21 protein-coding genes are annotated in these 23,326 nt (G+C 62.5%); 6 read left to right on the top strand and 15 right to left on the bottom strand.

The features are described from left to right. Positions 1–7 precede the first annotated feature (7 nt). The 12 genes from PKE98_RS21600 to PKE98_RS21545 all read right to left on the bottom strand — a co-directional run bounded on the left by PKE98_RS21600 (position 8) and on the right by PKE98_RS21545 (position 14,232). Positions 8–799, bottom strand: coding sequence for a cyclase family protein (locus tag PKE98_RS21600; protein ID WP_271197460.1), 792 nt, complete (start codon positions 797–799; stop codon positions 8–10). Further along, positions 786–1,781 (bottom strand): NAD-dependent epimerase/dehydratase family protein, encoded by a 996-nt coding sequence (locus PKE98_RS21595; RefSeq protein ID WP_271197459.1) that lies wholly within the window; start codon positions 1,779–1,781, stop codon positions 786–788. Before PKE98_RS21595 ends, PKE98_RS21600 begins: the two co-directional genes overlap by 14 nt. Positions 1,782–1,791: 10 nt before the next feature. Next, positions 1,792–2,775 carry a fumarylacetoacetate hydrolase family protein gene (locus PKE98_RS21590; RefSeq protein WP_271197458.1) on the bottom strand — a complete coding sequence of 328 codons (984 nt, stop codon included), beginning with the start codon at positions 2,773–2,775 and terminating at the stop codon, positions 1,792–1,794. After that, positions 2,772–3,341 (bottom strand): cupin domain-containing protein, encoded by a 570-nt coding sequence (locus PKE98_RS21585; protein ID WP_271197457.1) that lies wholly within the window; start codon positions 3,339–3,341, stop codon positions 2,772–2,774. Before PKE98_RS21585 ends, PKE98_RS21590 begins: the two co-directional genes overlap by 4 nt. A 13-nt stretch (positions 3,342–3,354) precedes the next feature. Continuing rightward, positions 3,355–4,539 (bottom strand): MFS transporter, encoded by a 1,185-nt coding sequence (locus tag PKE98_RS21580; protein WP_271197456.1) that lies wholly within the window; start codon positions 4,537–4,539, stop codon positions 3,355–3,357. Between the two features lie 137 nt (positions 4,540–4,676). Further along, positions 4,677–7,145, bottom strand: a complete 2,469-nt coding sequence (locus PKE98_RS21575; RefSeq protein ID WP_271197455.1) for an efflux RND transporter permease subunit — start codon at positions 7,143–7,145, stop codon at positions 4,677–4,679. A 4-nt stretch (positions 7,146–7,149) separates the two neighbouring features. Beyond that, positions 7,150–8,220 (bottom strand): WD40/YVTN/BNR-like repeat-containing protein, encoded by a 1,071-nt coding sequence (locus tag PKE98_RS21570; RefSeq protein WP_373877896.1) that lies wholly within the window; start codon positions 8,218–8,220, stop codon positions 7,150–7,152. Positions 8,221–8,287: 67 nt separating this feature from the next. Next, positions 8,288–9,643: a DUF1329 domain-containing protein gene (locus tag PKE98_RS21565; protein WP_271197454.1), complete on the bottom strand. Its 1,356-nt coding sequence runs from the start codon at positions 9,641–9,643 to the stop codon at positions 8,288–8,290. 10 nt (positions 9,644–9,653) lie between these two features. Continuing rightward, positions 9,654–11,324: a DUF1302 domain-containing protein gene (locus tag PKE98_RS21560; protein WP_271197453.1), complete on the bottom strand. Its 1,671-nt coding sequence runs from the start codon at positions 11,322–11,324 to the stop codon at positions 9,654–9,656. A 147-nt stretch (positions 11,325–11,471) separates the two neighbouring features. After that, positions 11,472–12,611 carry an FAD-dependent oxidoreductase gene (locus PKE98_RS21555; RefSeq protein ID WP_271197452.1) on the bottom strand — a complete coding sequence of 380 codons (1,140 nt, stop codon included), beginning with the start codon at positions 12,609–12,611 and terminating at the stop codon, positions 11,472–11,474. 307 nt (positions 12,612–12,918) lie between these two features. Further along, a complete protein-coding gene (locus PKE98_RS21550) occupies positions 12,919–13,287 on the bottom strand; it encodes a Rieske (2Fe-2S) protein (RefSeq protein WP_373877897.1) in 369 nt (122 codons plus the stop codon). 3 nt (positions 13,288–13,290) lie between these two features. Beyond that, positions 13,291–14,232, bottom strand: coding sequence for a VOC family protein (locus tag PKE98_RS21545; RefSeq protein WP_271197450.1), 942 nt, complete (start codon positions 14,230–14,232; stop codon positions 13,291–13,293). 278 nt (positions 14,233–14,510) lie between these two features. On the opposite strand from PKE98_RS21545, the gene PKE98_RS21540 reads away from it, so the two are divergent. Then, entirely contained in the window at positions 14,511–15,434 is a 924-nt protein-coding gene (locus PKE98_RS21540) for a LysR family transcriptional regulator (RefSeq protein ID WP_271197449.1), read from the top strand. A 7-nt stretch (positions 15,435–15,441) separates the two neighbouring features. Here the strand turns inward: PKE98_RS21540 and PKE98_RS21535 are convergent, their stop codons facing one another. Beyond that, the gene (locus tag PKE98_RS21535; RefSeq protein ID WP_271197448.1) at positions 15,442–16,674 is read right to left on the bottom strand and encodes an FAD-dependent oxidoreductase; all 1,233 of its coding nucleotides are present in this window, start codon (positions 16,672–16,674) and stop codon (positions 15,442–15,444) included. 324 nt (positions 16,675–16,998) lie between these two features. Here PKE98_RS21535 and PKE98_RS21530 point away from each other — a divergent pair, with 324 nt between their 5' ends. Next, the gene (locus tag PKE98_RS21530; RefSeq protein ID WP_271197447.1) at positions 16,999–18,156 is read left to right on the top strand and encodes an alpha/beta hydrolase family protein; all 1,158 of its coding nucleotides are present in this window, start codon (positions 16,999–17,001) and stop codon (positions 18,154–18,156) included. Positions 18,157–18,227: 71 nt separating this feature from the next. Here the strand turns inward: PKE98_RS21530 and PKE98_RS21525 are convergent, their stop codons facing one another. Next, on the bottom strand, positions 18,228–18,605 hold the full coding sequence (locus PKE98_RS21525) for a nuclear transport factor 2 family protein (protein WP_271197446.1): 378 nt from the start codon (positions 18,603–18,605) through the stop codon (positions 18,228–18,230). 256 nt (positions 18,606–18,861) lie between these two features. On the opposite strand from PKE98_RS21525, the gene PKE98_RS21520 reads away from it, so the two are divergent. After that, on the top strand, positions 18,862–20,211 hold the full coding sequence (locus PKE98_RS21520) for a metal-dependent hydrolase family protein (protein WP_271197445.1): 1,350 nt from the start codon (positions 18,862–18,864) through the stop codon (positions 20,209–20,211). A 2-nt stretch (positions 20,212–20,213) separates the two neighbouring features. Beyond that, positions 20,214–20,660: a GlcG/HbpS family heme-binding protein gene (locus PKE98_RS21515; protein WP_271197444.1), complete on the top strand. Its 447-nt coding sequence runs from the start codon at positions 20,214–20,216 to the stop codon at positions 20,658–20,660. A gap of 116 nt (positions 20,661–20,776) precedes the next feature. Here the strand turns inward: PKE98_RS21515 and PKE98_RS21510 are convergent, their stop codons facing one another. Next, on the bottom strand, positions 20,777–21,757 hold the full coding sequence (locus PKE98_RS21510) for a LysR family transcriptional regulator (protein WP_271197443.1): 981 nt from the start codon (positions 21,755–21,757) through the stop codon (positions 20,777–20,779). A 219-nt stretch (positions 21,758–21,976) separates the two neighbouring features. Here PKE98_RS21510 and PKE98_RS21505 point away from each other — a divergent pair, with 219 nt between their 5' ends. After that, positions 21,977–22,453, top strand: a complete 477-nt coding sequence (locus tag PKE98_RS21505; protein ID WP_271197442.1) for a VOC family protein — start codon at positions 21,977–21,979, stop codon at positions 22,451–22,453. Continuing rightward, positions 22,446–23,309, top strand: a complete 864-nt coding sequence (locus PKE98_RS21500) for a glycine betaine ABC transporter substrate-binding protein (protein WP_271197441.1) — start codon at positions 22,446–22,448, stop codon at positions 23,307–23,309. The genes PKE98_RS21505 and PKE98_RS21500 overlap by 8 nt, the downstream gene beginning before the upstream one ends. Positions 23,310–23,326 lie beyond the last annotated feature (17 nt).

Genomic DNA, 23,326 nt, shown 5'->3' with positions numbered 1-23,326 from the left:
GACGGGCTCACTCGTTAAAAATCGCCACCGCCCGCACGAACCCGGCCGAGGCATGTTTGATCTTGTAGGGGAAGCACGACACCACAAACCCGGTCGCCGGCAGGCTATCGAGGTTGGCGAGTTTTTCCATTTGCCCGTAGCCGATATCGCGTCCGGCCTTGTGCCCTTCCCAGATCAGCGATGCATCACCCGAAGCGGCAAACCGCTCGCGGGTGTATTTGAACGGCGCGTCCCAGCTCCAGGCATCGGTGCCCACCACGCGCACGCCGCGCTCGAGCAAATACAGCGTGGCCTCGCGGCCCATGCCGATACCGGCGTCCAGATACCCCGGCTGCCCGAACAAGGCGCCGGCACGGGTGTTGATCAGCACAATATCCAAGGGTTGCAGCTGATGGTCGATGCGAGCCAGTTCAGCTTCGACCTCGGCGGCCGTTACCACGTGGCCATCGGGCAGGTGGCGAAAGTCCAGCTTCACGCCCGGCTGCAAGCACCAGTCCAGCGGCAGCTCGTCGATGCCAAAGGCCGGCTTGCCGCCGTCGGTGGTCGAGGCATAGTGCCAGGGCGCGTCCATATGGGTGCCGCTGTGGGTGGTGATCTGCAAGCGCTCGGCGGCCCAGCTTTCGTTGCCCGGCATTTGCTCAAGCTGAAGGCCGGGGAACATCGCGGCCATTTCCGGCCAGCCTTGTTGGTGGTCCATGTAGTCGATCTTGGGTAGCAAGGGTGGTGGGTCGGTGTAGGGGTTGTTGTCGAGGGTTACCGACAGGTCGACCAGGCGGCGCGAGGGTTTAACGGCGGGCATGGGCAAGCGCTCCAGATAAGGACAAAGGCCGCGGTGCGGCAGGGTTCAAGGCGTTGCGGATCAGCGTGGCGGCATTGCCGTCGTGGCTGAAACCGAGGGCGCGTGCACGGGGTGTTTTCAATGGCGGCAGGCTGCCGAACAAGGCTTGCAGGTGCTCATCGGCCGCATAGCTGACCAGCGCGCGGCGTTCATCGCCGTAGGCAACGGCCAAGGCATCCATTACCTGGGCAACGGACAGGTGCAGCACAGGCAGTTGCCACACCCGTTGCGTGCCCAATTCAAGGCCGTCCACTTCGGCAGCGCGAATCAGGTTGTTCACGCAACAGCGCGCCGACATCCACCAGCACGTCGCCTCCGGCCCCACCGGGCAGCTATAACGCTCACCGGCGGCAACGGCGCGCAGCAGGTCGCTCATAAACGCCGAGCGCAAGCCATTGGGTTCACGCGGGCGGGCGACGATGCCGGGCAGGCGCAGCGCGCGGCCATCCACTTCGCCCCGCCGCGCCAGGTCGGCTACCAACGACTCGACCATGGCCTTGTGGGTGCCATAGGACAGTTGCGGATTCAGCTCGGCCTGCTCGGTCATCCGCGCCGGCAGGTCGCCGCCGTACACCGCCACGCTGCTGGCGTACACCAGCACCGGGGGGCGCGCTTTGTCGCGCAGTTGGTTGAGCAATTCGAGGCTGGCCAAGAGGTTCACCTGATAGCCCAGCTCGTACTGTGTTTCCGCCGCCCCACCCGGCACACTCACCAGGTGAAACACCACGTCCACGCCATCGGCCAGCACCCGGCGCAGCAAGGCGGCGTCGGTTATGCTGCCCGCTTGCTGGCGTACCCGAGGGTCGCTGGCCGGGCCTTCAAACTCGCGGTCTAGCAGCAACAACGAGTCGATGGCCTGGCCACGCAGGCTGCCGCGCGCCAACAGGCAGCGCACCAGTTCGCGGCCGACAAAGCCGTTGGCGCCGGTGATCAGTACACGCATACGCAGCTCCTCATGGACGAGCCTGCACGACGCGCTGGTCGATGCCGCCAAACAGCGATTGGCCGTCACTGTTGAGCACCTCCATCTGCACCCGGTCACCGAAGCGCATAAAAGCGGTTTGCGCACTGCCCTGCTCGATCATCTCGATGGCCCGACGCTCGGCAATGCATGCCGAGCCCACGCTGCGGTCGGCATTGGACACGGTGCCCGAACCAATCACCGTGCCGGCGCGCAACCGGCGGGTAAGCGCAGCGTGGGCAATCAATTGGCCGAAGTGAAAGTTCATCGCGCCGCCGTGCGGATGGCCAAACCATTGGCCGTTCCACTGCACCTGCAACGGCAGTTGCACGGCGCCATCGCGCCAGGCGTCACCCAGTTCTTCCGGCGTCAGCGCCAGGGGTGCAAAGCTGCTGGAAGGCTTGGCTTGCAGAAAACCGAAGCCGGTCACCATTTCCCGTGGTGCCAGGGCGCGCAGGCTGACGTCATTGATCTGCACAATCAGCTTGATGTGCTGCAAGGCCTGCTCGGCGCTGCACCCCATCGGCACCTCGTCAACGATCACGCCGAACTCGCCTTCAAAGTCGATGCCCTGGGCTTCGCTGGGCAGGGCAACGTCCTCGCGGCCGCCGAGAAAATCATCGCCCGCGCCCTGGTACATCAGCGGCGTGTGCTCGGCGCCGTCGATGGGTTTGAGGTTGAAGGCCTTTTGCATCAGCGCACCGTGGCTCATATAGGCCGAGCCATCGCACCACTGGTAGGCACGTGGCAACGGCGCCATGGCGTGTGCTGCATCAAACGAAAAGGCGCCCACTGCCCGGCCCGCATTCAGCTCATCGGACAGCAGACGCAAACGCGGTTCGGCGCTGGCCCAGTTTTCCAGCGCCACTTGCAAGGTGGGCGCGACCGGGGTGACATCCAGCGCCCATTGGTTATCGCGCGAAACCAGCACGAGCTGGCCGTCGCGGCCGCCGTTTTTCAACGTGGCAAGTTTCATTGGCCACCTCCCAGTTCAGGTGCAAAGCGGCCGTCGAGCAGAATAAACACCATGCGCGCCATCGCTTCGGTGCGGTTGCTCCAGGCATGGTTGGTGCCGCGCTGCACCACCACATCGCCACGTTTGAGGTGCACCTCTTCGTCGTCCAGTACCAGCCACACCTCGCCCTCGGTGACGATGCCGTAGTCGAGGGTTTCGGTGCGGTGCATCAATTTGTGTTTGGAATCAGCCTTGCCGGTACCGGCATGGGCTTGGCCAATTTCGGCAAAGGCTGCGGCAGCGGCATCGCTGCTGATCTGGTTTTGCAGACTGTCCGGCGGAATATCCACCACGCGAATCACGCTGCCCAATGGCCCCGGGCTCAACTGCAAGGGTTTGGCGGTCGGGTCGCTGGCGTTATCGAGCACGGCCGGGCTGGCGCTGCTGTTCCAGATTTCGTAGAACACCGTGCCGGGCACAGCAGCTAACGGAAAGACGTTGGGCGTCGGCCCGCTGCTGGCGACCACGGCCTGGCCGTTGGCGTTATGGCCGGTAACGACACGTTTGAACGATGGTAATTCGTGCATAAAAACTCCTCGCTCAGAGCGACGCAGCAGCAATCGGGGCGGTTTTGGGCAGGCCCAGGCAGGCCAGGGCAATCAACAGTTGGGCCACGGCGAGCACACCAAGGGCAGTGGGCAGTTGCCCGGGCTCGCCGGCGGTGATGGCCAGCACCACCAGGGGGCTTACAAATTCACCGGCAAAGATCGCGGCGGTAAAACCACCGGCAGCGCGGCCGCGCAATTGGAAGTCGACCTGGCTCATGATCCAGGTGATCAGCGTCGGCAGCATCAAGCCAATACCCAGGCCGTTAACCAACACCGCAATCACCACCAGCGCATGGTTGCCCGCTATCGCCATCAGCAGCCCGCCAATGCCGGCGAGCAGAAAGGCCAGCACCATCTGCTTGTGCGGGCTCACCCCGCTGAGCACGCGAAAGCCCAGGGCACCGGCCAGCACGCCGAGTTGGTTGGCGCCCATGGTCATGCCGATTTGTTGCGGCCCGTCGACGTGCATCAGGCTCAGCAGATAACCGGCCTGCACCGGCACCACAAACAGGCTGACGCCGGCCAGCACGGTAAGCACATACAAGGGCGCCAACCGCCGCCACGGGAATGCGCCAGCGTTGGCAGCGACAGGCGTGTCGATATCGCCCTGCGGCTCCCACAGCAACTTGGCCATCAACGGCAGAAACAGCAGGCCCACCGCGTACAGGGCAAAGGGTGTGCGCCAGCCGTTCTCACCCAGCGCACCGCCGACGGCCATAAAGATCGCCGCCGATAACGAGGTGGCCACCATCTGCAAGGCAAACAGCCGTTCACGCCGGGCGCCGCTGTAGTAGTCGCCCATCAGCGTGGTGCAGCCGGTCATGATGGCGGCTTCGGCCAGGCCGATGCCGGCGCGGCTGGCGACGATGGCGGTCAGCGAGTCCAGCCACAGCGGCAGCAGGCCACACAGGCTGTAGAGCGCCATGGCCCAGAGCAGTAACGGCTTGCGCCCTACCCGGTCGGCAATCAGGCCGGCGAAGGGGGCGACCAGGGCGATAACCAACGCAGGTAACGTCAGGGCGATGGGCACCAAAACGGTGGCACCCGGGGTGTCGGCAAAGTGGGCCTGCATGCGCGGCAACACCGGGGCCAACAGCACGGCGCCCAGTACGGGTAAGCAGCTGCCCAGCAGCAGAAGCAGGGATTGTGGTAAGCCTGCCTGGCGATCAACGCTCATCGAACACCTCCAGCGGAGTGCCGCAAAACGCTGCACCGAAGACCGCACAAGCGGAACAAAGCTGATGGAGAAACAGGGTCGGGCTACGCATGGCATTTCTCTCTTGTTGTTGTTCTGGCTTGTTGTTGTTCTGGTTATTAGCGAATAGCCGCGTGCAGCGGCGGCTTGGTAGCAGGCTCTGGCAGGGTTTCCCGTAAGGTCTGGGGCTTAACAACGGCTTGGCTGACCACAGGTTTTTGCGGCAACAGGAAGTAGGCCAACGCCGGCAGCAGAATCAGGGCTCCGACCATGTTCCACACGAACATAAAGGCCAGCAGCACGCCCATGTCGGCCTGGAATTTGATCGGCGAAAATATCCAGGTGCCCACGCCAATGGCCAGCGTCACGCCGGTGAGCATCACCACTTTGCCGGTGAACAGCAGCGCCTGGTAATAGGCCTGCGACAGGCTCGCGCCTTGGCGCAACTGGGCCAGCACAATGCTCATTACATACAGCGCATAGTCCACGCCGATGCCCACGCCCAGGGCAATTACCGGCAAGGTGGCCACCTTGACGCCGATACCCAGCCAGACCATCAGCGCCTCACACAAAATGGAAGTGAGCACCAATGGCAGCACTGCGCAGAGCACCGCGCGCCATGAACGGAAGGTCACAAGGCACAGCACAATGACCGCGCCATACACCCACCAGAGCATCTCGTGGCTGGCCTGTTTCACCACGATATTGGTGGCCGCCTCGATGCCGGCACTGCCGGCCGCCAGCAGAAATTGCGCCTGCTCGCTGTCGTTGTCTTTGGCAAAGGCCTGCACGCTGTCAACCACCCGGCCCAGGGTGTCGGCCTTGTGGTCGGTGAGGTAGGCGTACAGGGTCAGCAGACTGCAGTCCTCGTTGTACAAACCGCGTGGTGCACCGGCGGTGACCATGTTCAAGGTGGCCTGGTTGTTCACCAGTTCGTACCACTTGGGGTTGCCCTCGGAGAGGCCGACCAGCACGCGGCGGTTCAGCAAGGCCAGCGAGTTGGTTGCGTCCACGCCGGGCAAACCGCGCAGTTGCCAGTCGAGGTTGTCCACCCGCTGCAAGGTGTCGTAGCTGGAACAGCCGCCGGCCGGGGTTTTGACCATCACCGCAAAGATGTCGCTGCTGGCGCCGTAGTGTTGGGTCAGGTAGGCGTTGTCGAGGTTGTAGCGCGAGTCGGCACGCAGCTCGGGGGCACCGGCATCCAGATCGCCGATCTTCAGGTGCAGGCTGACCCAATAGCCGCCGCCGGCCAACACCGCGGCAAGCAGCACGCAAACGGTAGCCCAGCGACGCTGGGTAAACAGGTCGAGAAAGCGCCAGATGGCTTGTTTGCCGGCACCGTCGATTTCAGCCTGTTCGCTGCGCAAGCTGCGCACCGCCGCTGCAGGCGTCACGCCGACATAAGACAGCAACACCGGCAGCAGAATCAGGTTGGTGAAAATCAGGACCGCCACACCGATGCTGGCGATCACCGCCAGGTCCTGAATCACCTGGATCTTGATGATCATCAGCACGGCAAAACCCACGGCGTCGCACAGCAGCGCGGTAAGCCCGGCGAGAAACAGACGGCGAAAGGTAAAGCGCGCGGCCACCAGGCGGTGCATGCCGCGCCCGATGTCTTGCATGATGCCGTTCATTTTCTGCGCGCCATGGCTCATGCCAATGGCGAACACCAGAAACGGCACCAGAACCGAGTATGGGTCCAGCTGATAGCCAAGCAACGGCAGCAAACCCAGCTGCCAGACCACCGCCACCAGCGAGCACGCCATCACCAGCGTGGTGCTGCGCAGGCAACGGGTGTACCAGTAGAGGACCACCGCCGTGATGACAATGGCAGCGGCGAAGAACAGCAGAATCTGCCGCAGGCCATCGATCAGGTCGCCCACCACCTTGGCGAACCCGGTGATGCGAATTTCGATGCCCTGCTGCTGGTATTTACCGCGCAGGCTTTCCAGTTGCTGGGCCAGGGCACTGTAGTCCAGCGGTTTGCCGTCGGCGTCTTTGGCCAGCAGCGGCAGGTAGATAATGCTCGACTGCTGGTCGAACGCCACCAGCTGACCGATCTCGTTGGAGCGTTCAATATTGCGTTGCAGCGCTTCCAGGCTCTGCGCCGAGCCGTCGTAGCCATCGGGAATGACCGGGCCGCCTTCCAGGCCTTCTTCGGTCACACCCACCCAGCGGGTTGAGGGCGTCCACAGCGATTTCATAAAGGCGCGGTCCACGCCCGGCAGCAGGTACACCTCGTCATTGAGTTGCTGCAGGGTTTGCAGGTACGCCGCGTCGTAGATGCTGCCTTTTTTGTTGATCACCGCAATGCGCACAGCATTGCCCAGGCCGCTGAGTTCCTGGCGATGCTCCAGGTAGTTGGCAATAAAGGGATGATCGTTGGGGATCATCTTTTCAAAGCTGGCGTTGAGTTCCAGGCGCGTGGCTTGCCAGCCCAGCAGCGCGGTCACCAGCAGGCATATCAGCAACACCAGGCGCCGATGGTTGAACAGCGCGCGTTCCAGCAGGGAGCCGGAGCGGCTGTCGAAGTCCTCCAGGGTGCTGTGAATCGGCGTCGCCGCGGATGAACTCGGAACGTGCATGGGGTTACTCCGCAATCGATGTGTGTGGCGCCGTAGCACCCGCTGCCAGGCGCTGCGGCCCGGCAAAACCAACGCCTACCAGGGCGCCATCGGCCGCCTTGGCAACGGCCAATAACGGTGCGCCGGGTGGCAACGCTACCGGGCGCAGGGCATCGCTGCCGACGGCGCCTTGCAGCAAACCGCCGGCCTGATTGACCAGCAGCAATTGGCGGTCGGCAACCACGGCCGCGTTGATGGAAATGGGAATGGGATTGGTGAGGGCCTGAAAGCTCACACCCTGGTCCACCGAGCGAAACAGATTGCCGCGCAGGCCACCGACGACCACGCCGCCAGCAGGCTCCAACGCCAGACTGAAATAGCTACCCTCATAAGGGCTGGTAAGCGCGCTGAATTGCCCGCCACCATCGTGCGAGCCGAGCAGCAAGCCCTGCTCGCCAGCCAGATAAAGCTGCTGGCCTTGTTGCGCCACGGCATACAGGTGCAAGCCGCGTGGATTGGGCAGACGGTCCATCCATGACGTCCAGGTCTGGCCGCCATCGTCCGTGTGCAGGGCCAGCCCGTATGCGCCTACCACCAGGCCTTCACGGCCATTGGCAAAGCTCAGGGCCAGCAACGGTTTGTCCGCGCCATCGGCTACCAGCCGTTCAGCGTTGGCTTGGCGGGGAGCATCCGCAGCCGCTTGCGCCGCCGCCAGTTCCACGGCCGCTGCACGCTTACCGTCCAGTTGCAGGTTCCAGCTTTCGCCACCGTCGCCGCTGTGCAGCACCACACCGGCATGGCCCACGGCCCAGCCCTGTTTGCTGTCGACAAACTGCACCGCCGTCAGCGTGCTGCTGACCGGCACACCGGCCTGGCGCCAGGTGGCACCGTTGTCGTCGGACAGCAGCACAATGCCCCGCTCACCCACCGCTACCAGTCGCTCGCCGGCACGGGTTATGCCCAGTAATACAGCGTGTTGCGCCTGCGCGCCCTGCACCGCCGGCAGGCTCAGCACGTCCAGCGGTGCCACGGCACCGGCAGATGCGCTGGCCATCGCCAGTACCAACAGCGCCAGTGCTTTGCGGTTTTTATTCATGACTACTGCCTCGTAAAAAACGGGCAGCGGGTGTTGCACCGCTGCCCTTTACACCTACAGCGGGTGCCTAGCGAATACCTTCACCGGCCAATGAATCGGGGGTGAATACCGACTCGGGGTAAGGCGCGACGATGCGGTATTGCTCGTTCTTGCCAGCGAAGATGTCGCCGGCGAACCAGGCCCCGGACAGCAAGTCGTAGAAGCCGTTGGTCACGGTGACGACGCCAGGCAGATCGGGCACCACCACAGGCGTGGTCCACAGCACTTTGGCCAACTGGTTTTTGCTGTCGTAGCGCTCGCCCAGCACGGCGGCCCAGGTGTCTTCGTCGAGGTAGTAGGTGCTTTTTGGCAACACATGGCGCTTGCCGCTTTTCAGCGTTGCCTCCACTACCCACACGCGGTGCAGTTCCCAGCGCAGCACGTCGGGGTTGAGGTGGTGATCACTCAACAACTCGTCGGGCCCTTTGGCGGTCAGCACGCGGTTGGAGTTGTACGGGATATACAGCTCCTTCTTGCCGACCAGCTTCCAGTCAAAGCGGTCGATACGGCCGTTGAACACGTAGAGTTCGTCAAAACTCATCACCCCGGCGGTGGCCGGTGTCGGCGTGTCGCAGCAGGCGTTGGGCAACCGGCGCACACGGCGCTGGCCGGGCAGATAGGTCCAGGCGCCGGCTTTGTCGGCATCGAGGTTTTCACGCCCCAGAATGGCTTCGCCGGCGCGCAAAGGTGGTCCGTCGTTGATCAACCGAATCGCCCAGAACACCCCGTCTTTCTCAGCGCCACCGGGGAGGTAGAACGGCATCTGCATGTCGGCCCGCGAATCGTTGGTCAGCACATGCTTGCCATCGGTGGTGGTCAAATACTGGGTGAACGTGGTGTGCCAGGACGCCCCGCGCCAGCGCAGCAGATGGTTCCAGATGGCTTCGGCGCCATTCTGTGGCAGCGGAAATGGAATGCCGCCCTGAGCGTTCTGCGGCGTCGGGCCGGAGGCGCCGTCCACCAGTTTGGCGCTGCTGGCGTTGGCCGCCGTGGCGTCATACACGGCTTGCGGCGCGGCGGCAGTGCGGTGGGTGGGGTACACGTCCAGGCGATAGGAATCGGGGTACTTTTTCAGCATCGCCAGGGTGCCCACGCTGAGCTTGTCGGCGTACTGCGCGGCGTTCTGCGCGTTGATGCTGAACAGCGGTTTTTCGCCAGCGAACGGGTCGCTGCGTTTACCGCCGTCTTTGTAGGCCGGGTCGGCTTTGGTCAAGCCGCCATCCCAGGCCGGAATGCTGCCATCGGCGTTGGCAGCGCGCTCGGCACCCAGCGGCGTCAGGGTGGTTTTCAGGCTGGCGGCATCGGCGGCCATCGCCCCCTGGGCGAACAGCAGGGAGGCAGCCAAGGCAGTCAGCAAGGCTGTGAAGTGGTTACGAGTCTGCATCAGTAGCTCCTCAGAACGTGCGGCTAACGCTGACGGCGACAAAGTCGCGGTCTTTCAGCGATTGCTCGAACGTGTAGTTGTTATTGGCATCGAGGAAGGTGTCTTCCGGACCGTAGTAGTGCGTGTAGGTCAGGCCCAGGCTCCAGGTATTGAGGTAGTTGCCCTTGATGCCGATGTTGATATCGCCGCCGCGGTCAGCACCGAACGCGGTGCCCAGGGATTCGGACTTGCCATGGGTAAAGCTCATGCCCATCGGCACGCTGATATCCATGCCGGCGAACGCCTGGCGGTACATCGGCTCGTACACAGCGCGCACGCTCCAGGCGTCGCGGTCGGCGTTGGGGTCTACGGCGTCCGGGTTACGGGTGACGCTCAAGGTGCGGTTCCAGGCGATCTCGCCAATAAAGCTGGCTTCGGGCGCAATAAACGAAGGCTCCAGGCTGGCCAGCCACGACAGGTTGGCGTGCAGCGTGCGGCCGGTGGCGTAAATCGCATCGTCGGGGTCATTGCTGATGCTTTCGTCTACAGCCAGCGAGTGCTGGTTGGTGGAGGCCAGCGGTTGGTTCCAGCGGGTGGAAAGCTCACCGGCAATGTTGAATTGCTCAACCGTGGTGGAGAAGCTGGCGCCCACCGACTCGATGCCTTCGGGGTACACCCAGTAGTACTCGCCGGCCTTGCCAGTAAACGGATCGAGCGCGGCAAAGTTGGGGCGCACATTCAGCTGCGGCGACTTGTCGTGGAAACGGATAGCGTAGAAACCCCAGTCCACGGTTTCGGTGCGCCAGCGCAGTTGCATACCGCCCTGCCCGGAGTCTTTCGCGTCTTTGTCTTTGCCGTGGTAGAAGGCCAGCGGCTGGGCACCGGGGAACAGCGGCGCACCGACGTACAAGCGTTCGTTACCATCGCCAAAGAAGTCATCGCTGGAGAAGTAGCTGCCCGCGGCCGGCAGGCGGTTGGCTTCCCACTCGAACTGGTAGTAAGCGCCGAGGGTAACGTCGGGCGTCAGTTGCAACTGGCCGGACACTTGCTCCACCGGGCGGATCAGTTCCTTGAACTGGGTGTTGGGTACCGACAGGGCCTTGACCACATCGATAGGTGCCATGCCCCCGGCAATGCCGTTCATGCCGTAAAACAGGCTTTCACCCCATTGCATTGCGTATTGGCCAATGCGCCCGGACACCGGCATATCGCCGATTTCGCTGCGGCCAAAGAGGAACGCATCCAGCAGCTCGCCCTGTCGGCCGTGCAGCTTGCGGGTGTCGTCGGTGAAGTGGTCGGGGTCTACCGAATAGCTGTTTACGCCGCCATCGGCATCGTTGTCGTTGGGCTTGTTATAGACATCGTCATACCAGGCTGCGCCGCTGACGCGGGCACCGACGTTCTTATAGGTGATGTCCATTTCCGACAGCACATCGAGGCGGTTGGAGATCAGCCCCTTGTCCAGGTTGTTGTCGCCGTCATTGAGGTTTTGCGCCTCGCTGAGCTTGTCGGACTTGCCCTCGGTGCGCCACGCGGCGCTGTACTTGAGGGTGTTGTCCCACCGGGCCCGCAGGTCCGGATTACCGGTGTCGAACTCAAATGCCTGAGCATTTGCCGAGAGCACGCCAACCAGTAGCCCGGCCAAACTGAGGGCAAAGGGAGGGCGTCCGCCGCGCAAGGCAGCAGTGTGAAAACGAGCCATGGAGAAACCTCGCTATTGTTCTTCTTTTAGTTTCGCCGGCACCTTCAGGCGCCAGTCGCACGCAGGTCTTACGGTTACAACTCAGGGTTACTGAGCATCAGCTCCACCGAGCGCGCCCGCCGAGCGCCTCGGTGCGGATCTGTTTCCTCAGATTGGTTCAGCGGTCCGGGCGAGCATTTGCTTGACCAGGCCGATACGGTCGAACTCACGGTCGTGCGCCATCTCTTTGTCGCCGGCCAGCACCGAGCTTTCGCTGATGTACTTGCAGCGCTCGAAACGCCGCGCCATAAAGCGCTGCAGCTGCTGGGCGATATCACCGCCAGCGGTGAGTTCTTCGCTGAGCACCACGGCATCTTCAATGGCCATACCGGCGCCCTGCCCCAGGTGCGGCGTGGTGGCGTGGGCGGCATCGCCAATCAACAGCACTCGGCCGCGGTACCAGGGCTCGTTGACGAACACCACTTCCATCGGCTTGTAGACCACCTGCGCGCTGTCGGTGATTTGCTCACGCAGCTCGCCGATCAGGCCGGTAAAGCCCTGCAGGCGCACGCGCATCTGCTCGGCCAGGGTGGCGGTATCCATCCAGGGGTTGTCGGGTTCGTGGGAGGTGAGGAAGAGGTACATCAGGTCACCGGCCAACGGCACCAGGCCGGCGTTGCCTTCGGCACTCTGAAAATTGGCCAGGTGGTCGATCTGCGGCGCGCGGGGGAAGTTGTAGCGCCATACCGCCTGGCCGGTGAAACGTGGCGTGTATTTATCACCGAACACCAGGCTACGTACTTTGGAATACAGGCCATCGGCACCGACCACCAGGTCGTAATCGCCGCTGCTGCCATCGGTAAACAGCGCGCTGACGCTATCGGCCTGTTCAGTAAGGGTTTCCACGCTCAGGCCAAGGCGCACCTTGGCACCCAGCTCCAGCGCGGTGTTGCACAGCACGTTGTGCAGTGCCAGGCGCGAGATACCGACGTTGGCCGGGTACTCCGGACCTGCCAGGCGCTGACCGGGAATGCGCGCCAGGAGCTGGCCGCCAGGCCCGTAGATAGCCACATCCTCGAAGGCGTAGGCCGCGTCGAGGTAGCCGTCGAGTACGCCCAGCTTGGCCATCTCACGCACGACGTTGCTTTGCTGGATGATGCCGACGCCGTAAACGGTCCATTCGGCCTTGAGTTCGATCAGATCAACCGCGATGCCCTTGCGGCGCAGCGCGATGGCAGCGCACAGACCGCCGATGCCACCACCTACGATGAGGACCTTCTTCACGGCTGAAGCGTTGACTGCATTCATGGCATGTCTCACTTATTATTTTTGTTCATCGAACGGCGCAGGCGCCGCTTCGTTGTGGGCCACTTTCCCGGCAAACCAGGAAGATGACTAATCGCTTATAGGGATGGGATGTATCGCGGCGCGAGATACCAAACCAACTCAACTGCTCTGCTCCCCTCTCCCGCGCTCGCAAAGGGCCGGGGGTGAGGGCATAACAAACTCAACTGCTGTTCACCCCTCTCCCGCGTGCGGGAGAGGGGCCGGGGGTGAGGGCAAACTGCGCGCACGTTCCACAATCGCCGCACACGCCAAAACCGCTGCCCTCACCCTAACCCTCTCGCGCACGCGGGAGAGGGGATTCAATTTGCGTGGTGTCCAACACCACCCAACCACCCTCTTCCCACCACTGCACCGCCTGCAACCGCTCCCCCAGACAAGGCCCGTAAATGCACTCCCCCGTCGCCGGTAAAAACTGCGCGCCGTGGGCGTAACACATGATCAGTTGGCCATCGGCCGACATGAATCGGTCCTTGCGGTACTCAAGGCGCACATCGAGGTGCGGGCAGCTGTTGCGGTAAATGCGGATCTGGCCGTCGTGGCGCAGGGCAAAAATGCTGTCTCTGCCACGCTGCTCGGGGTCGAATCCGCGCGCCTGGCCCTCAACTATTTCGTCACTGCGACACAGGGAAAAACCCACCACTCAACCCTGCTTCGGTGGCGGACCACCCGGCGCCCATTTTTCTTTCGAGGTAAACAGGAACAGCTGCGAGTTATCGGCGCTCATTGGCGCCACACGGGCTTCCCATTCGTCGTCATGCTTGTCCATGTCGGCGTCGTATTCGATGTGGCAACCCAGCGGGCTGTTGAAGTACCAGAACCAGTTGGAACCAAACAGGTGGCGGCCCGGGCCCCAGAAACTGGTCCAGCCCTTTTGCTCAAAGCGTCGGCCGGCCAGCAGCACTTCAGTGCCGCTGCCCATATGGAAGGTGAAGTGTTCACAGCCCTTCATATGCGGCGGGGTCTGGATCATGAACAGGCAGTGGTGATCGTCGGAGCCGGCCGGGCGCATAAAGGGGCCGGCGCCGATAAAGGTGTCGGTGGTTTTGAAACCCAGGCGGTTGGCGTAGAACGCTTCGCCTTTGGCCGCATCCGGCACGAAATACACCACGTGGGACAGCGTGCGTGGCACAGCGGCCATGTCCAGGGTGATACCAGGCTGGTTCAGCGGGCGCTGCGGTGCATGGCCGGGAGCGTTGCTCAAATCGTTCGGTGCGGTGAAGGGCTTGCGCACGGTGAGCTGGAAGCCGATGGCAAAACCCAGGTCGTCGACGCTGTGCAACACGCCCTGCTCGTCGCGGGTTACCAGGCGATCGCGGGCCAGTTCGTCTTCGATCGCATCGAGGTCGGCGGCGCTGGCGACGCCATAGACAGTTTCACGAATCGAGGGCGCTGGACCCATGGCCGCCGGCAAGGTGGCGTCATCAGCGCGGCGGATGATGATTGCGGTGCCATCCAGGGCTTCGAAGCGCCCGCCGTTGGCATCTACGCCCACAGGGTGCAAACCGTAATCACGCAGGCAATCGGTACAGGCTTGGATGTCATCGACACCAAAGATCAGGGCGTCAAGGCCAATGATATTCATGGCTACCACTCCATTGAAATTATGATCCGGCGGTTGATTGGAACGCCGGTGGTGGTGTCGGTCACGGCCGACTGCGGCGAACTGTGCCGCCGGTGGTGGCAGCTGACTAATCGCGTGTTGGGATGTGACCTATCAGCAAACGCGATACCTGTTGGCACAGCAGTACTCGTGCGGAAATGACTGAAAACGGAGAAGGAGATTTCTTAGGAAGGGTTGACGCGCTGATACTTTGTCCGGAATGTATCGCGAAAATAAATACAACAAAGAGATTGGCCGCCATGCGATTCAACCACCTGGACCTGAACCTCCTGGTGGCGCTGGATGTGTTGCTCGAAGAGCAGAACATCACTCGCGCCGCTGAACGTCTGCACATGACCCAATCCGCCACCAGCGGTGTGCTCGGGCGGTTGCGCACCTATTTCGAAGACGAACTGCTGGTGCAGGTAGGCCGCAAAATGCAGCCCACGCCCTACGCCCTGGAGTTGATGGCGCCGGTACGCGAAGTGCTGCTGACCATTCAGAGCTCCATCACCGCCAAGCCGGTGTTCGACCCGGCGACCAGCAAGCGCCATTTCCGCCTGATGACCTCCGACTACCTGATCAGCGTGCTGTTCGCCCAGGTCATCGAGCGCATCCATCAGGAAGCGCCGCATATCACGTTCGAAATGATTGGCCCCAGCGACAACTCGGGCGAGCTGCTGATGCGCGGTGAAGTCGACCTGATGATCGTTCCCGACCGCTACACCCTTGAAGGTCATCCCTCGCAATTGCTGTTCGAGGAAGAGCACGTGTGCGTGGTGTGGAATGGCAACACCCAGGTCGGTGATCACCTGACACTGGAAAAATACATGGAGATGGGCCATGTGTCGGTGGGGTTTGGGCGAACCCGCCATATGAGCATCGAGGAATGGTTTATCACCCAGTACGGCTTCAACCGGCGCCTGGAAGTGATCACCAACGACTTCAACACGCTGCCGCAATTGGTGGTGGGCACTCAACGCATCGCCACCATGCATCAGCGCCTGGCGCGGCTGTATGCCGCCCATTTGCCCCTACGGATTTTGCCGCCACCGGTAAAGATCCCGGTGATGCGCGAAGTGATGTTGTGGCACCGCAGCGTGGACGGCGATCCGATGCACCGCTGGTTACGCGATCGGATCACCGCCTTTGTTCACAGCGTGGAACAGATGCAGGCGGCCTGACCGGCGATCAATCCACCGGCTCCAGCACCGCCCGCAACAACGCCTGGGCCTCGCCAGTCACGCCTTTGCTGATCATTTTTGCCGGCAGGCTGGAGTGGTCGAGAAACAAGTCGCGCAAGCGGTTAAGCGGTGCGGGAATGCCGTGGTACAGCCGCCCGAGGAAACGTGCAAACGCCGTGGTCTGGTTGGTGTAGTCCACCCGCTGCTCGTCATAACGCTGCAAGCCGGCCTGCAGCGCGGCACTGTCACTCAGGTCGCGGCCACGCAGGTATTTGGCGAGGAAGAATCCGTCTTCAATGGCCATGCCCGCGCCATACGCGGCATACGGCGATGTCGGGTGCGCCGCGTCGCCCATGATAGTCACGCGCCCCTTGGACCACTGTTTGAGCGGCTCACGGTATTTCACCACCCAGCGGAACAGGTTATGGGCTGTGTCAGTGGCGGCCAGAATCTCGGGCATCGGATAACTGAAGTGGCCAATGCGCTCGCGCACGTACGCGGCGGGGTCGCTAGGCTCGATCTGGTTTTCAGCGCATTTTTCCACGAACCACCATTCGAAGCAGTCCTTGTCCTGATAGCGCAACGGGGCGTAGCCCATTTGATAGGCATGGTCATGGCTAATGACGATTTTCTTGCGCTCCGGCCCTTGCAGCTCGCACCACCCCAACCACACGGCAATGCCCAGGTGCTTGAGTTCTGAGGCGCCCCAGAGCTGTTCGCGCACCTTGGACTGAATGCCGTCGGCACCGATCACCAGGTCACATTCGTACTGCTGCCCCTCGGCAAAATGCACGGTGGTAACGCCCTCTTTTTCCACATAGTGGGTAAAGCTGTGGCTGGTGCTGATCAGGTTGGCGGGCGCGGCGGCGAGCAGGCGTTTGTACAGCTCCGAGCGCATCATGCCGGACTGCCAACCGGTCACACCGGCTTGCTCCATCAGTGCCATATCGATATCGAAATTGACCCGCACACGGCCGTCATAGCGGCGAAATTCCGGCAGGCCAGCCGAGAAAATATCGTCCACCTGCACACCCAGACTGCGCAGAATCACGATGCCGGTGGCATTGAGAATGATGGCGCCGCCAAGCGGACGCAGTTCGGGGTTACGCTCAAACACCGTAACGGCAAAACCGGCCTGGTGCAGTGCCACGCCAGCAGCAATACCGCCGGGGCCTGCGCCAATGATCGCGATGCGTTTGCCCTTGGCACCGTTACTGATAGCTGCAATGTTGTCGCTCATTTATGCGGTTCCTTTTTTGTTGTTATCGAACACCTTGGACGCACGCCAAGAAGTGAGGCTACCGTACAAGCGCAATCATCATTTCAACCAATCGCATGATTTGTTATGAGGCATCGTCAAACGCGATACAAGGTATCTGGATTTACACCTTGAACTGTGCACACGACGCTCTTGTTCCAGGCATCGATATCGCGGTGCCCACCTATCGCGCGCTGTGATACCTCGCATCCCCACTCACGATTGGCCAAATACCTGCCTGCTCCTTACCGTGCGCAAAGGGCCTGCCTGGCCCGCCTTTTTTCGCCCGCAAAAGGACAATAAAAAATGTTCCGCTACTTCCCCACCAACTACGTCTGGAACCTGTCGGTCGACCTGGCCATTGAAATGGGCGCCCGCATGGGCGAGATCGAGGAAATGTGCGCGCCGCTGCAAGAAGCCGCCAAGCAGCCCGATGCCGCCGGTACCAAAGCCTTTCGCGAAACCTGGCAGAAAATGGCCGACAAACTCTGCGGCCTGGCCGAAGAAGATGAAGCCGCCGGCCGCCTGCTTTCGGCCGGGGAAAAATACAACCGCGCCGCCACCTACTACCTCACCTGCGAACGCCTGCAAGCCCATGGTGCCGAAGGCCGTACGGCGCTTTACCAGACCTTTCTGCACACCTTTGCCCGCGGCATCGAGCTGTCCAGAGAAAACTGCGAGCGCGTGGAAATCCCCTACGAAGGCAGCGTGATTTCCGGGCTGCTGGTGCGTGCCGAAGGCGTCACCGGTCCGCAGCCGATTCTGGTGCAGGTCAACGGCCTGGATTCGACCAAGGAAATGAAATACCGCGTCGGTCTCCCCGCCTGGTTGGCCAAGCGTGGCGTGGCCTCGCTGATCATCGACCAGCCCGGCACGGGTGAAGCGTTGCGCCTGCATAACCTCACTGCCCGCTACGATAGCGAGCACTGGGCCAGCCGTGTGGTGGACTGGCTGGAAACCCGCAGCGAATTCGACGCCAAACGTATTGGCCTGGAAGGTGTATCGCTCGGTGGCTACTACTGCCCGCGGGCCGTCGCATTCGAGCCGCGTTTTGCCTGCGGCGTGGTGTGGGGCGCCAACCACGACTGGCGCGATGTGCAAAAACGTCGGCTGGAAAAAGAGGGCAGCTTCCCGGTGCCGCATTACTGGGCGCATGTGCGCTGGGTGTGGGGTGCCAAAGACCAGGACGACTTTATGGCCATTGCCGAGAACGTGCATCTGGATGGCGTGCTTGACCGCATCAAGGTGCCGTTCCTGGTCACCCATGGCGAGAAAGACTCGCAGATCCCCCTCAAGTGGGCCCATCGCACTTACGAGCAACTGGTAAACAGCCCCAAACGTGAGCTGAAAATCTTCACCGAGCGTGAAGGCGGCGTGCAGCATTCGAGCTTTGATAACAGCATTAATGCCGGGCAGTACATTGCCGACTGGATTGCCGAAACCTTGGGTGGGCGTACGGCCTGATACCGCTATCGCGGCTCAAGCCGCTCCTACGGTTTGTGCAACCTTGTAGGAGCGGCTTGAGCCGCGATGCGTTATGCCGGCGAGCGCGTGGCGTGGAACGACGCTATCTGCCAGCCCTGCTCCCCTAACGCCCACACCTGGGTGGCGAACCCCTCCCCTCTGATCGGCTGATCACCACCGCGCTTTTGCAGCGTGTTGCATTGCGGCCCGGTCATTACCGCCAAGCCTTCACCATAAAACCGCACCTGCAACTCGCCGCGTTCGATGGCCAGGTATTGCACAGCCGTGCGCGCGTAGTCGAGGTAGTCGGCCTTGCCTTGCACCAGGCCCGTGGTGTGCACGTACACCAGGTCATCGGCAAACAGCTGGGCCACGCGGGCGTGGTCTTCTTCCACCAGGGCACGGCGGCGTTCTTGTTCCAGGTCCAGCAGGTGTTGAGTGGTGCTCATGGGTGCAGCTCCTTGGTTAAGAGCGCGCACCTTAGGCGCTGCCACACACGCCGAAAAAATCGCCGATGACGATGCCACCCATCGCCACTTGCGATACCTCCGGGCGCGTTCGCTTGAAGCGGCGTGGGGCCCGGCCGCGCTGACGCTGCGCCGGTATTGAGGCCGTCGATACCTGGCCATCGATGCAATCTGTTGGTGCTCGCCGGCACTGCCCGGCAGCCTGCCCGCACAACCATAAACACAGTGACCAACTGCTATGAGCACCCTGCACCTGCACTGCCAAACCCTGTTCGACGGCGCCAGCCTGAACACCCGCCAGCAGCAAACCCTGGTGGTGGAAAACGGCCTGCTCACCTATGTGGGCCCGCGCAGCAGCGCCCCTGCTCCCCAACCTGGCGCTCAGGTGGTGGATGCCGCCGATAACTTCGTAATGCCCGGCCTGGTGGACGTGCATACCCACTTGGCATTCGGCAATGCCCAAAGCGAAGAAGACATCGATATCTGGACCACCGATGAATTTCGCGCCCTGCGCGGCCTGTTCTTCGCTCAGCATGTGCTGGCCGCCGGCGTCACCAGCATGGTGTGCCCTGGCGACAGCGGCCAGTTGAGCATTGCTGTGCGCAACTCGATTGCCGCCGGCATGTTCGACGGCCCGCGTATCGCCGCCAGCAGCCGAGTGATCACCAATAGGCAAAGCCTGAACGACTGGTTCCCGAGCCGCGTGGGCGCCCCCGAATATTTCACCGCACGCCTGGTGACCAGCCGCAGCGAAGCCATCGCCGAAGTGCGCAAGCAAGCCAAAGACGGCGTGGACCTGATCAAGATCGCCATGGACGGCACCCACCGCCGCCCCAATGGCGAAATCATTGCCGCCTTCACCGCTGACGAAACCAAGGAGATGGTCGACGAAGCCCATCGCCTGGGCTGCAAAGTGGCCACCCACGCCTACGGCCGCGAGGCGGTGATGTACGCCGCCAAGGCCGGCGTCGACCTGGTGTTTCACGCCTTCTATATGGACGACGCCTGTATCGAAGCGCTGCTGCAAGCCGGCAGCATTCTGGCGCCGACCATGACCTTTCCGCAGAACACCGTGGACTTCTGCCAACCCCACGACCCGGCCATTACCACCGGTTACGCCGGCTACTGCGCACGCACCCTCGAAGTGGGCAGCCAGGTTCTCAAACGCGCCAAGGCCGCCGGCATTCCGTTCGCCTGTGGCAGCGACAGCGGCTTTGCCGTCACGCCCTACGGCGAATGGCATGCACGCGAGCTGGAACTGCTGGTGACGCGCCTGGGCTTTACCCCGGCCGAAGCCCTGTTTGCCGCCACCAACGTCGGCGCCCGCTGCATGCCTCGAGGCGAAACCCTCGGCACCCTGGAAGTGGGCAAGCAAGCGGACTTTCTGCTGCTCGACGGCTCGCCGCTGGACGACATTTGCGTGCTGCAAGACCGCAGCAAACTCAAGGCCGTGTACAAGGCCGGGCAGCCGGTGCGGATGGAGCGCAGCCCCTACAACCCCAAGCAGGTGTCGGACTTCAACTCCCTGAAATGGACCGACCTCTACACCCGCGACCGTGTCGCGCAACTGGGCAAATGGAGCGTATGAGCATGGCCGAACTGACCTTTACCACCGCCGCACTTATCGCCAGCACCGCCCTGCAAACAGCGCGCGAGCTGGGGTTGAAACCCATGGCCGCTGCCGTGCTCGACAGCGCCGGACACCCGCTGGCGGTGTTGCGCGATGAACACGCCAGCTTTCTGCGTCCGCAGATCGCCACCGGCAAAGCCCGCGGCTGTCTGGGCATGGGTTTTGGTGGTCGCGAGCTGGCCCGCCGCGCGCAGGCCATGCCGGCGTTTTTCGATGCCATTAACAGTTTGACCGGGGGTGAGGTAATTCCGGTGGCCGGCGGTGTGCTGATTCGCTCGGCGACCGGGCAGGTGCTGGGGGCGATTGGTTTGAGCGGGGATACCTCGGATAACGACGAGCGCTGTGCGTTGGAGGGGATTGCGGCGGTGGGGTTGCAGGCGGACTGTGGTGACCCGCAGGTTGCTTGAGTGCTTCAACCCCTCACCCTAACCCTCTCCCCAAGGGGCGAGGGGACTAGACCGAGGCGCGCCCGAGCTCCCCTCTCCCGCCTGTGGGAGAGCGGCGGGCGGTGAGGCAAACGAACTCAACGGCTCTGCTCCCCTCTCCCGCGTGCGGGAGAGGGGCCGGGGGTGAGGGAGAATGCACCCACAATCTCCGCCTGCTCCAGCAACACCCCCCGAAACCACGCCAGCGCCGGGTCCCGATCCTGATACGGATGCCACTGCACCACCTGCATCGCCGTTGGAAACGCCAACGGCGCCGCCACCACCCGCAGTGGATAGCGCTGGGCAAACAGCTCAGCCTGGCGCCGAAATAAGGTAGCCACCCGTTTGGTGCCGACAATAAAATCTGGCATCAAGGCAAAACTCTCCAGCGCCACCGCCACCCGCCGCTGGATGCCCAACTCCTCCAGATGCGCCGCATCCAGCGCCAAATGCCTGCCATCGGCAAACTCGCGCACCACATGCTCGGCATCGCAGTAAGCGGCCAAGCTCAGGCCATGGGCGTAGTCAGGCTGTTCGGCACTGACCAGGCAGCACAGCTCATCGCTGAGCAACGGCTGATGGGGATAACTGGTATTCAGCCGGCGCTGGGGCACCACCACGCAATCACTGCGCCGATAGTCCAACGCTTCGCTCACCACATCGCCATCGCGCGGCAACGGCAGGTCGCGCAGGGTAAGACGCACCTGCGGCGCAACCTGGGCCAACGCGCGGCTGACGGCAGGCAGCAACACCGCCGCCACGTAATCGGAGGCCACCAGGGTAAAGCGTCGGTCACAGGTGGCCGGCTCGAACAGCACCGGGGCGTCGGTAATTTCCCGCGTCAGGGCCAGGGCCTCGCGCACCTTGGGCAATAACGACAGCCCCAGCGTAGTGGGCTGCAGGCTGCGGCCAACCTGCACAAGCAATGGGTCATTGAAATGCTCACGCAAGCGCCCCAGCGCCGAACTGGTGGCCGACTGGCCCAGGCACAAACGCTCGGCGGCGCGGGTGACACTGCATTCGCTCAGCAGGGCATCCAGGGCAATCAGCAGGTTGAGGTCAAGGCGGCGGTAACGCATGGGTTCAGCTCACAGACAGCGGCGGTAGCTGACCCTAGAGCGCAGCGTGTGAATAGACCAATCGCAATTGACGCTGGCACCTATCGCCATTGGCCATACACCGTGGCAAACCTTCAACAAAATGACGAAAGTGCTAATGGGCACCGCTGGTTTTTCAAACCTGGGAAAAACAGCAGCATCAGCTCACGTAAACCGACCGCAGCAAACGGAGCTGACACCATGAACATCGAACGCCTGGACCACTTCACCATCCGCACCGAACACTGGGAAGAAACCGCCGCGTTTTTTAGCGAGGTGGTGGGCTTGCAAATGGGCCCACGCCCGGCCTTTAGCTTCCGCGGGTATTGGCTGTACGCCAGCGGCAAGCCGATTTTGCACATCGTTTCCCTGACCCACCTGAGCAGCGAGCTGGAAGCCTACCTGGGCGTCAAACCTGCCCAGCGCGGGGGTGGCGCCATCGACCACGTGTCCTTGCGGTGCCAGGGTTTGGCCGAGATGCAGACGCACTTTGTGAAGTTGGGCATCAGCTTTCGTGAGCGCGTGATTCCCGAAGTGGGTGAGCACCAGTTGTTTCTCGAAGACCCCAACGGCATCACCGTGGAAATGATCTTCCCCTGCTCAGCCGATGACCGCATCGTTGGCCAGGCCATGCCGGCATTGGACGTTTCTGCACAGTGGGAGCCGCGCTATGAATAAGCCCACGCCTCTACCGCGGACGTTGCGCCTGGGCGTGACCGACCTGTCTTTTCACCGGGCCACCGCGGCCATCATCACCCAGGTGTTGCAACGCATCGGCGTTGACGTAGTGCGCAGTTATGCCTTGCACCAGGACAACTTCGCGCAATTGCGTGCCGGGGCTATCGACATGCTCGCCTCGGCCTGGCTGCCCGATAGCCACGGCGGTTACAAGGCGATGGTGGAAGAAACGGTTGCCACCCGCGAGTTGGGCCTGCATTACCAGCCCTATGCCCTCTGGGGCGTACCCGACTACGTGCCCGAGGCAGCGGTTTTCAGCATCGAGGACCTGCTTAAACCCACCGTGCTGGCGCGTATGCAACGCACCATTCAAGGTATTGGCCCCGGGGCCGGCATCAGCCGTTTTTCGCAGCAAATCATGCTGGACTATGGCCTACAGGCCGCCGGCTATGCGTTTCGTACCGGCAGCCAAGCAGACTGCATCGCCGCGTTTGAACGCCTGATTGCCCACGGCGAATGGGGCGTGGTGCCGCTCTGGCACCCGCAATTTCTGCACCACCGCCACCACATCCGCGAACTGCAAGATCCCAAAGGCCTGCTCGGAGGCGTGGACCGCGCCGTGCTGCTGGCCCGCGAAGATCGCATGGGCATATTGGCGCCGGCACAGATTCAGGTGCTGGCCAGTATTTGCCTGTCCAATGCCATCGTCGCCGAACTGGATTACGCCGTAAACCGGCAGCAAAAATCGCCCGACCAGGCTGCCGGTGAGTGGCTTGACCAACACCCCGAGACCCTCGCCCAGTGGCTGGCGCCCCTTAGCGCACCAAAGCTGCCCGCCAAGGCATTGGGCAGCTAGACAGCGGGCGTTCACCG

The sequence above is a fragment of the Pseudomonas turukhanskensis genome, assembly GCF_027922365.1.
GTDB classification, from domain to species: Bacteria; Pseudomonadota; Gammaproteobacteria; order Pseudomonadales; family Pseudomonadaceae; genus Aquipseudomonas; species Aquipseudomonas turukhanskensis.
The sequence above is the reverse complement of the archived record's forward strand: the minus strand, read 5'-3'. Positions and strand labels throughout refer to the sequence as shown.

Excerpts from the sequence above, each read along its gene's own strand:
- PKE98_RS21600 (WP_271197460.1), bottom strand. The coding sequence starts at position 799 with ATGCCCGCCGTTAAACCCTCGCGCCGCCTGGTCGACCTGTCGGTAACC.
- PKE98_RS21510 (WP_271197443.1), bottom strand. The coding sequence starts at position 21,757 with ATGCGTTACCGCCGCCTTGACCTCAACCTGCTGATTGCCCTGGATGCC.
- PKE98_RS21515 (WP_271197444.1), top strand. The coding sequence starts at position 20,214 with ATGGCCGAACTGACCTTTACCACCGCCGCACTTATCGCCAGCACCGCC.
- PKE98_RS21580 (WP_271197456.1), bottom strand. The coding sequence starts at position 4,539 with ATGAGCGTTGATCGCCAGGCAGGCTTACCACAATCCCTGCTTCTGCTG.
- PKE98_RS21575 (WP_271197455.1), bottom strand. The coding sequence starts at position 7,145 with ATGCACGTTCCGAGTTCATCCGCGGCGACGCCGATTCACAGCACCCTG.
- PKE98_RS21595 (WP_271197459.1), bottom strand. The coding sequence starts at position 1,781 with ATGCGTGTACTGATCACCGGCGCCAACGGCTTTGTCGGCCGCGAACTG.
- PKE98_RS21585 (WP_271197457.1), bottom strand. The coding sequence starts at position 3,341 with ATGCACGAATTACCATCGTTCAAACGTGTCGTTACCGGCCATAACGCC.
- PKE98_RS21555 (WP_271197452.1), bottom strand. The coding sequence starts at position 12,611 with ATGAATGCAGTCAACGCTTCAGCCGTGAAGAAGGTCCTCATCGTAGGT.
- PKE98_RS21535 (WP_271197448.1), bottom strand. The coding sequence starts at position 16,674 with ATGAGCGACAACATTGCAGCTATCAGTAACGGTGCCAAGGGCAAACGC.
- PKE98_RS21565 (WP_271197454.1), bottom strand. The coding sequence starts at position 9,643 with ATGCAGACTCGTAACCACTTCACAGCCTTGCTGACTGCCTTGGCTGCC.
- PKE98_RS21530 (WP_271197447.1), top strand. The coding sequence starts at position 16,999 with ATGTTCCGCTACTTCCCCACCAACTACGTCTGGAACCTGTCGGTCGAC.
- PKE98_RS21560 (WP_271197453.1), bottom strand. The coding sequence starts at position 11,324 with ATGGCTCGTTTTCACACTGCTGCCTTGCGCGGCGGACGCCCTCCCTTT.
- PKE98_RS21545 (WP_271197450.1), bottom strand. The coding sequence starts at position 14,232 with ATGAATATCATTGGCCTTGACGCCCTGATCTTTGGTGTCGATGACATC.
- PKE98_RS21505 (WP_271197442.1), top strand. The coding sequence starts at position 21,977 with ATGAACATCGAACGCCTGGACCACTTCACCATCCGCACCGAACACTGG.
- PKE98_RS21590 (WP_271197458.1), bottom strand. The coding sequence starts at position 2,775 with ATGAAACTTGCCACGTTGAAAAACGGCGGCCGCGACGGCCAGCTCGTG.
- PKE98_RS21520 (WP_271197445.1), top strand. The coding sequence starts at position 18,862 with ATGAGCACCCTGCACCTGCACTGCCAAACCCTGTTCGACGGCGCCAGC.
- PKE98_RS21570 (WP_373877896.1), bottom strand. The coding sequence starts at position 8,220 with ATGAATAAAAACCGCAAAGCACTGGCGCTGTTGGTACTGGCGATGGCC.
- PKE98_RS21500 (WP_271197441.1), top strand. The coding sequence starts at position 22,446 with ATGAATAAGCCCACGCCTCTACCGCGGACGTTGCGCCTGGGCGTGACC.
- PKE98_RS21525 (WP_271197446.1), bottom strand. The coding sequence starts at position 18,605 with ATGAGCACCACTCAACACCTGCTGGACCTGGAACAAGAACGCCGCCGT.
- PKE98_RS21540 (WP_271197449.1), top strand. The coding sequence starts at position 14,511 with ATGCGATTCAACCACCTGGACCTGAACCTCCTGGTGGCGCTGGATGTG.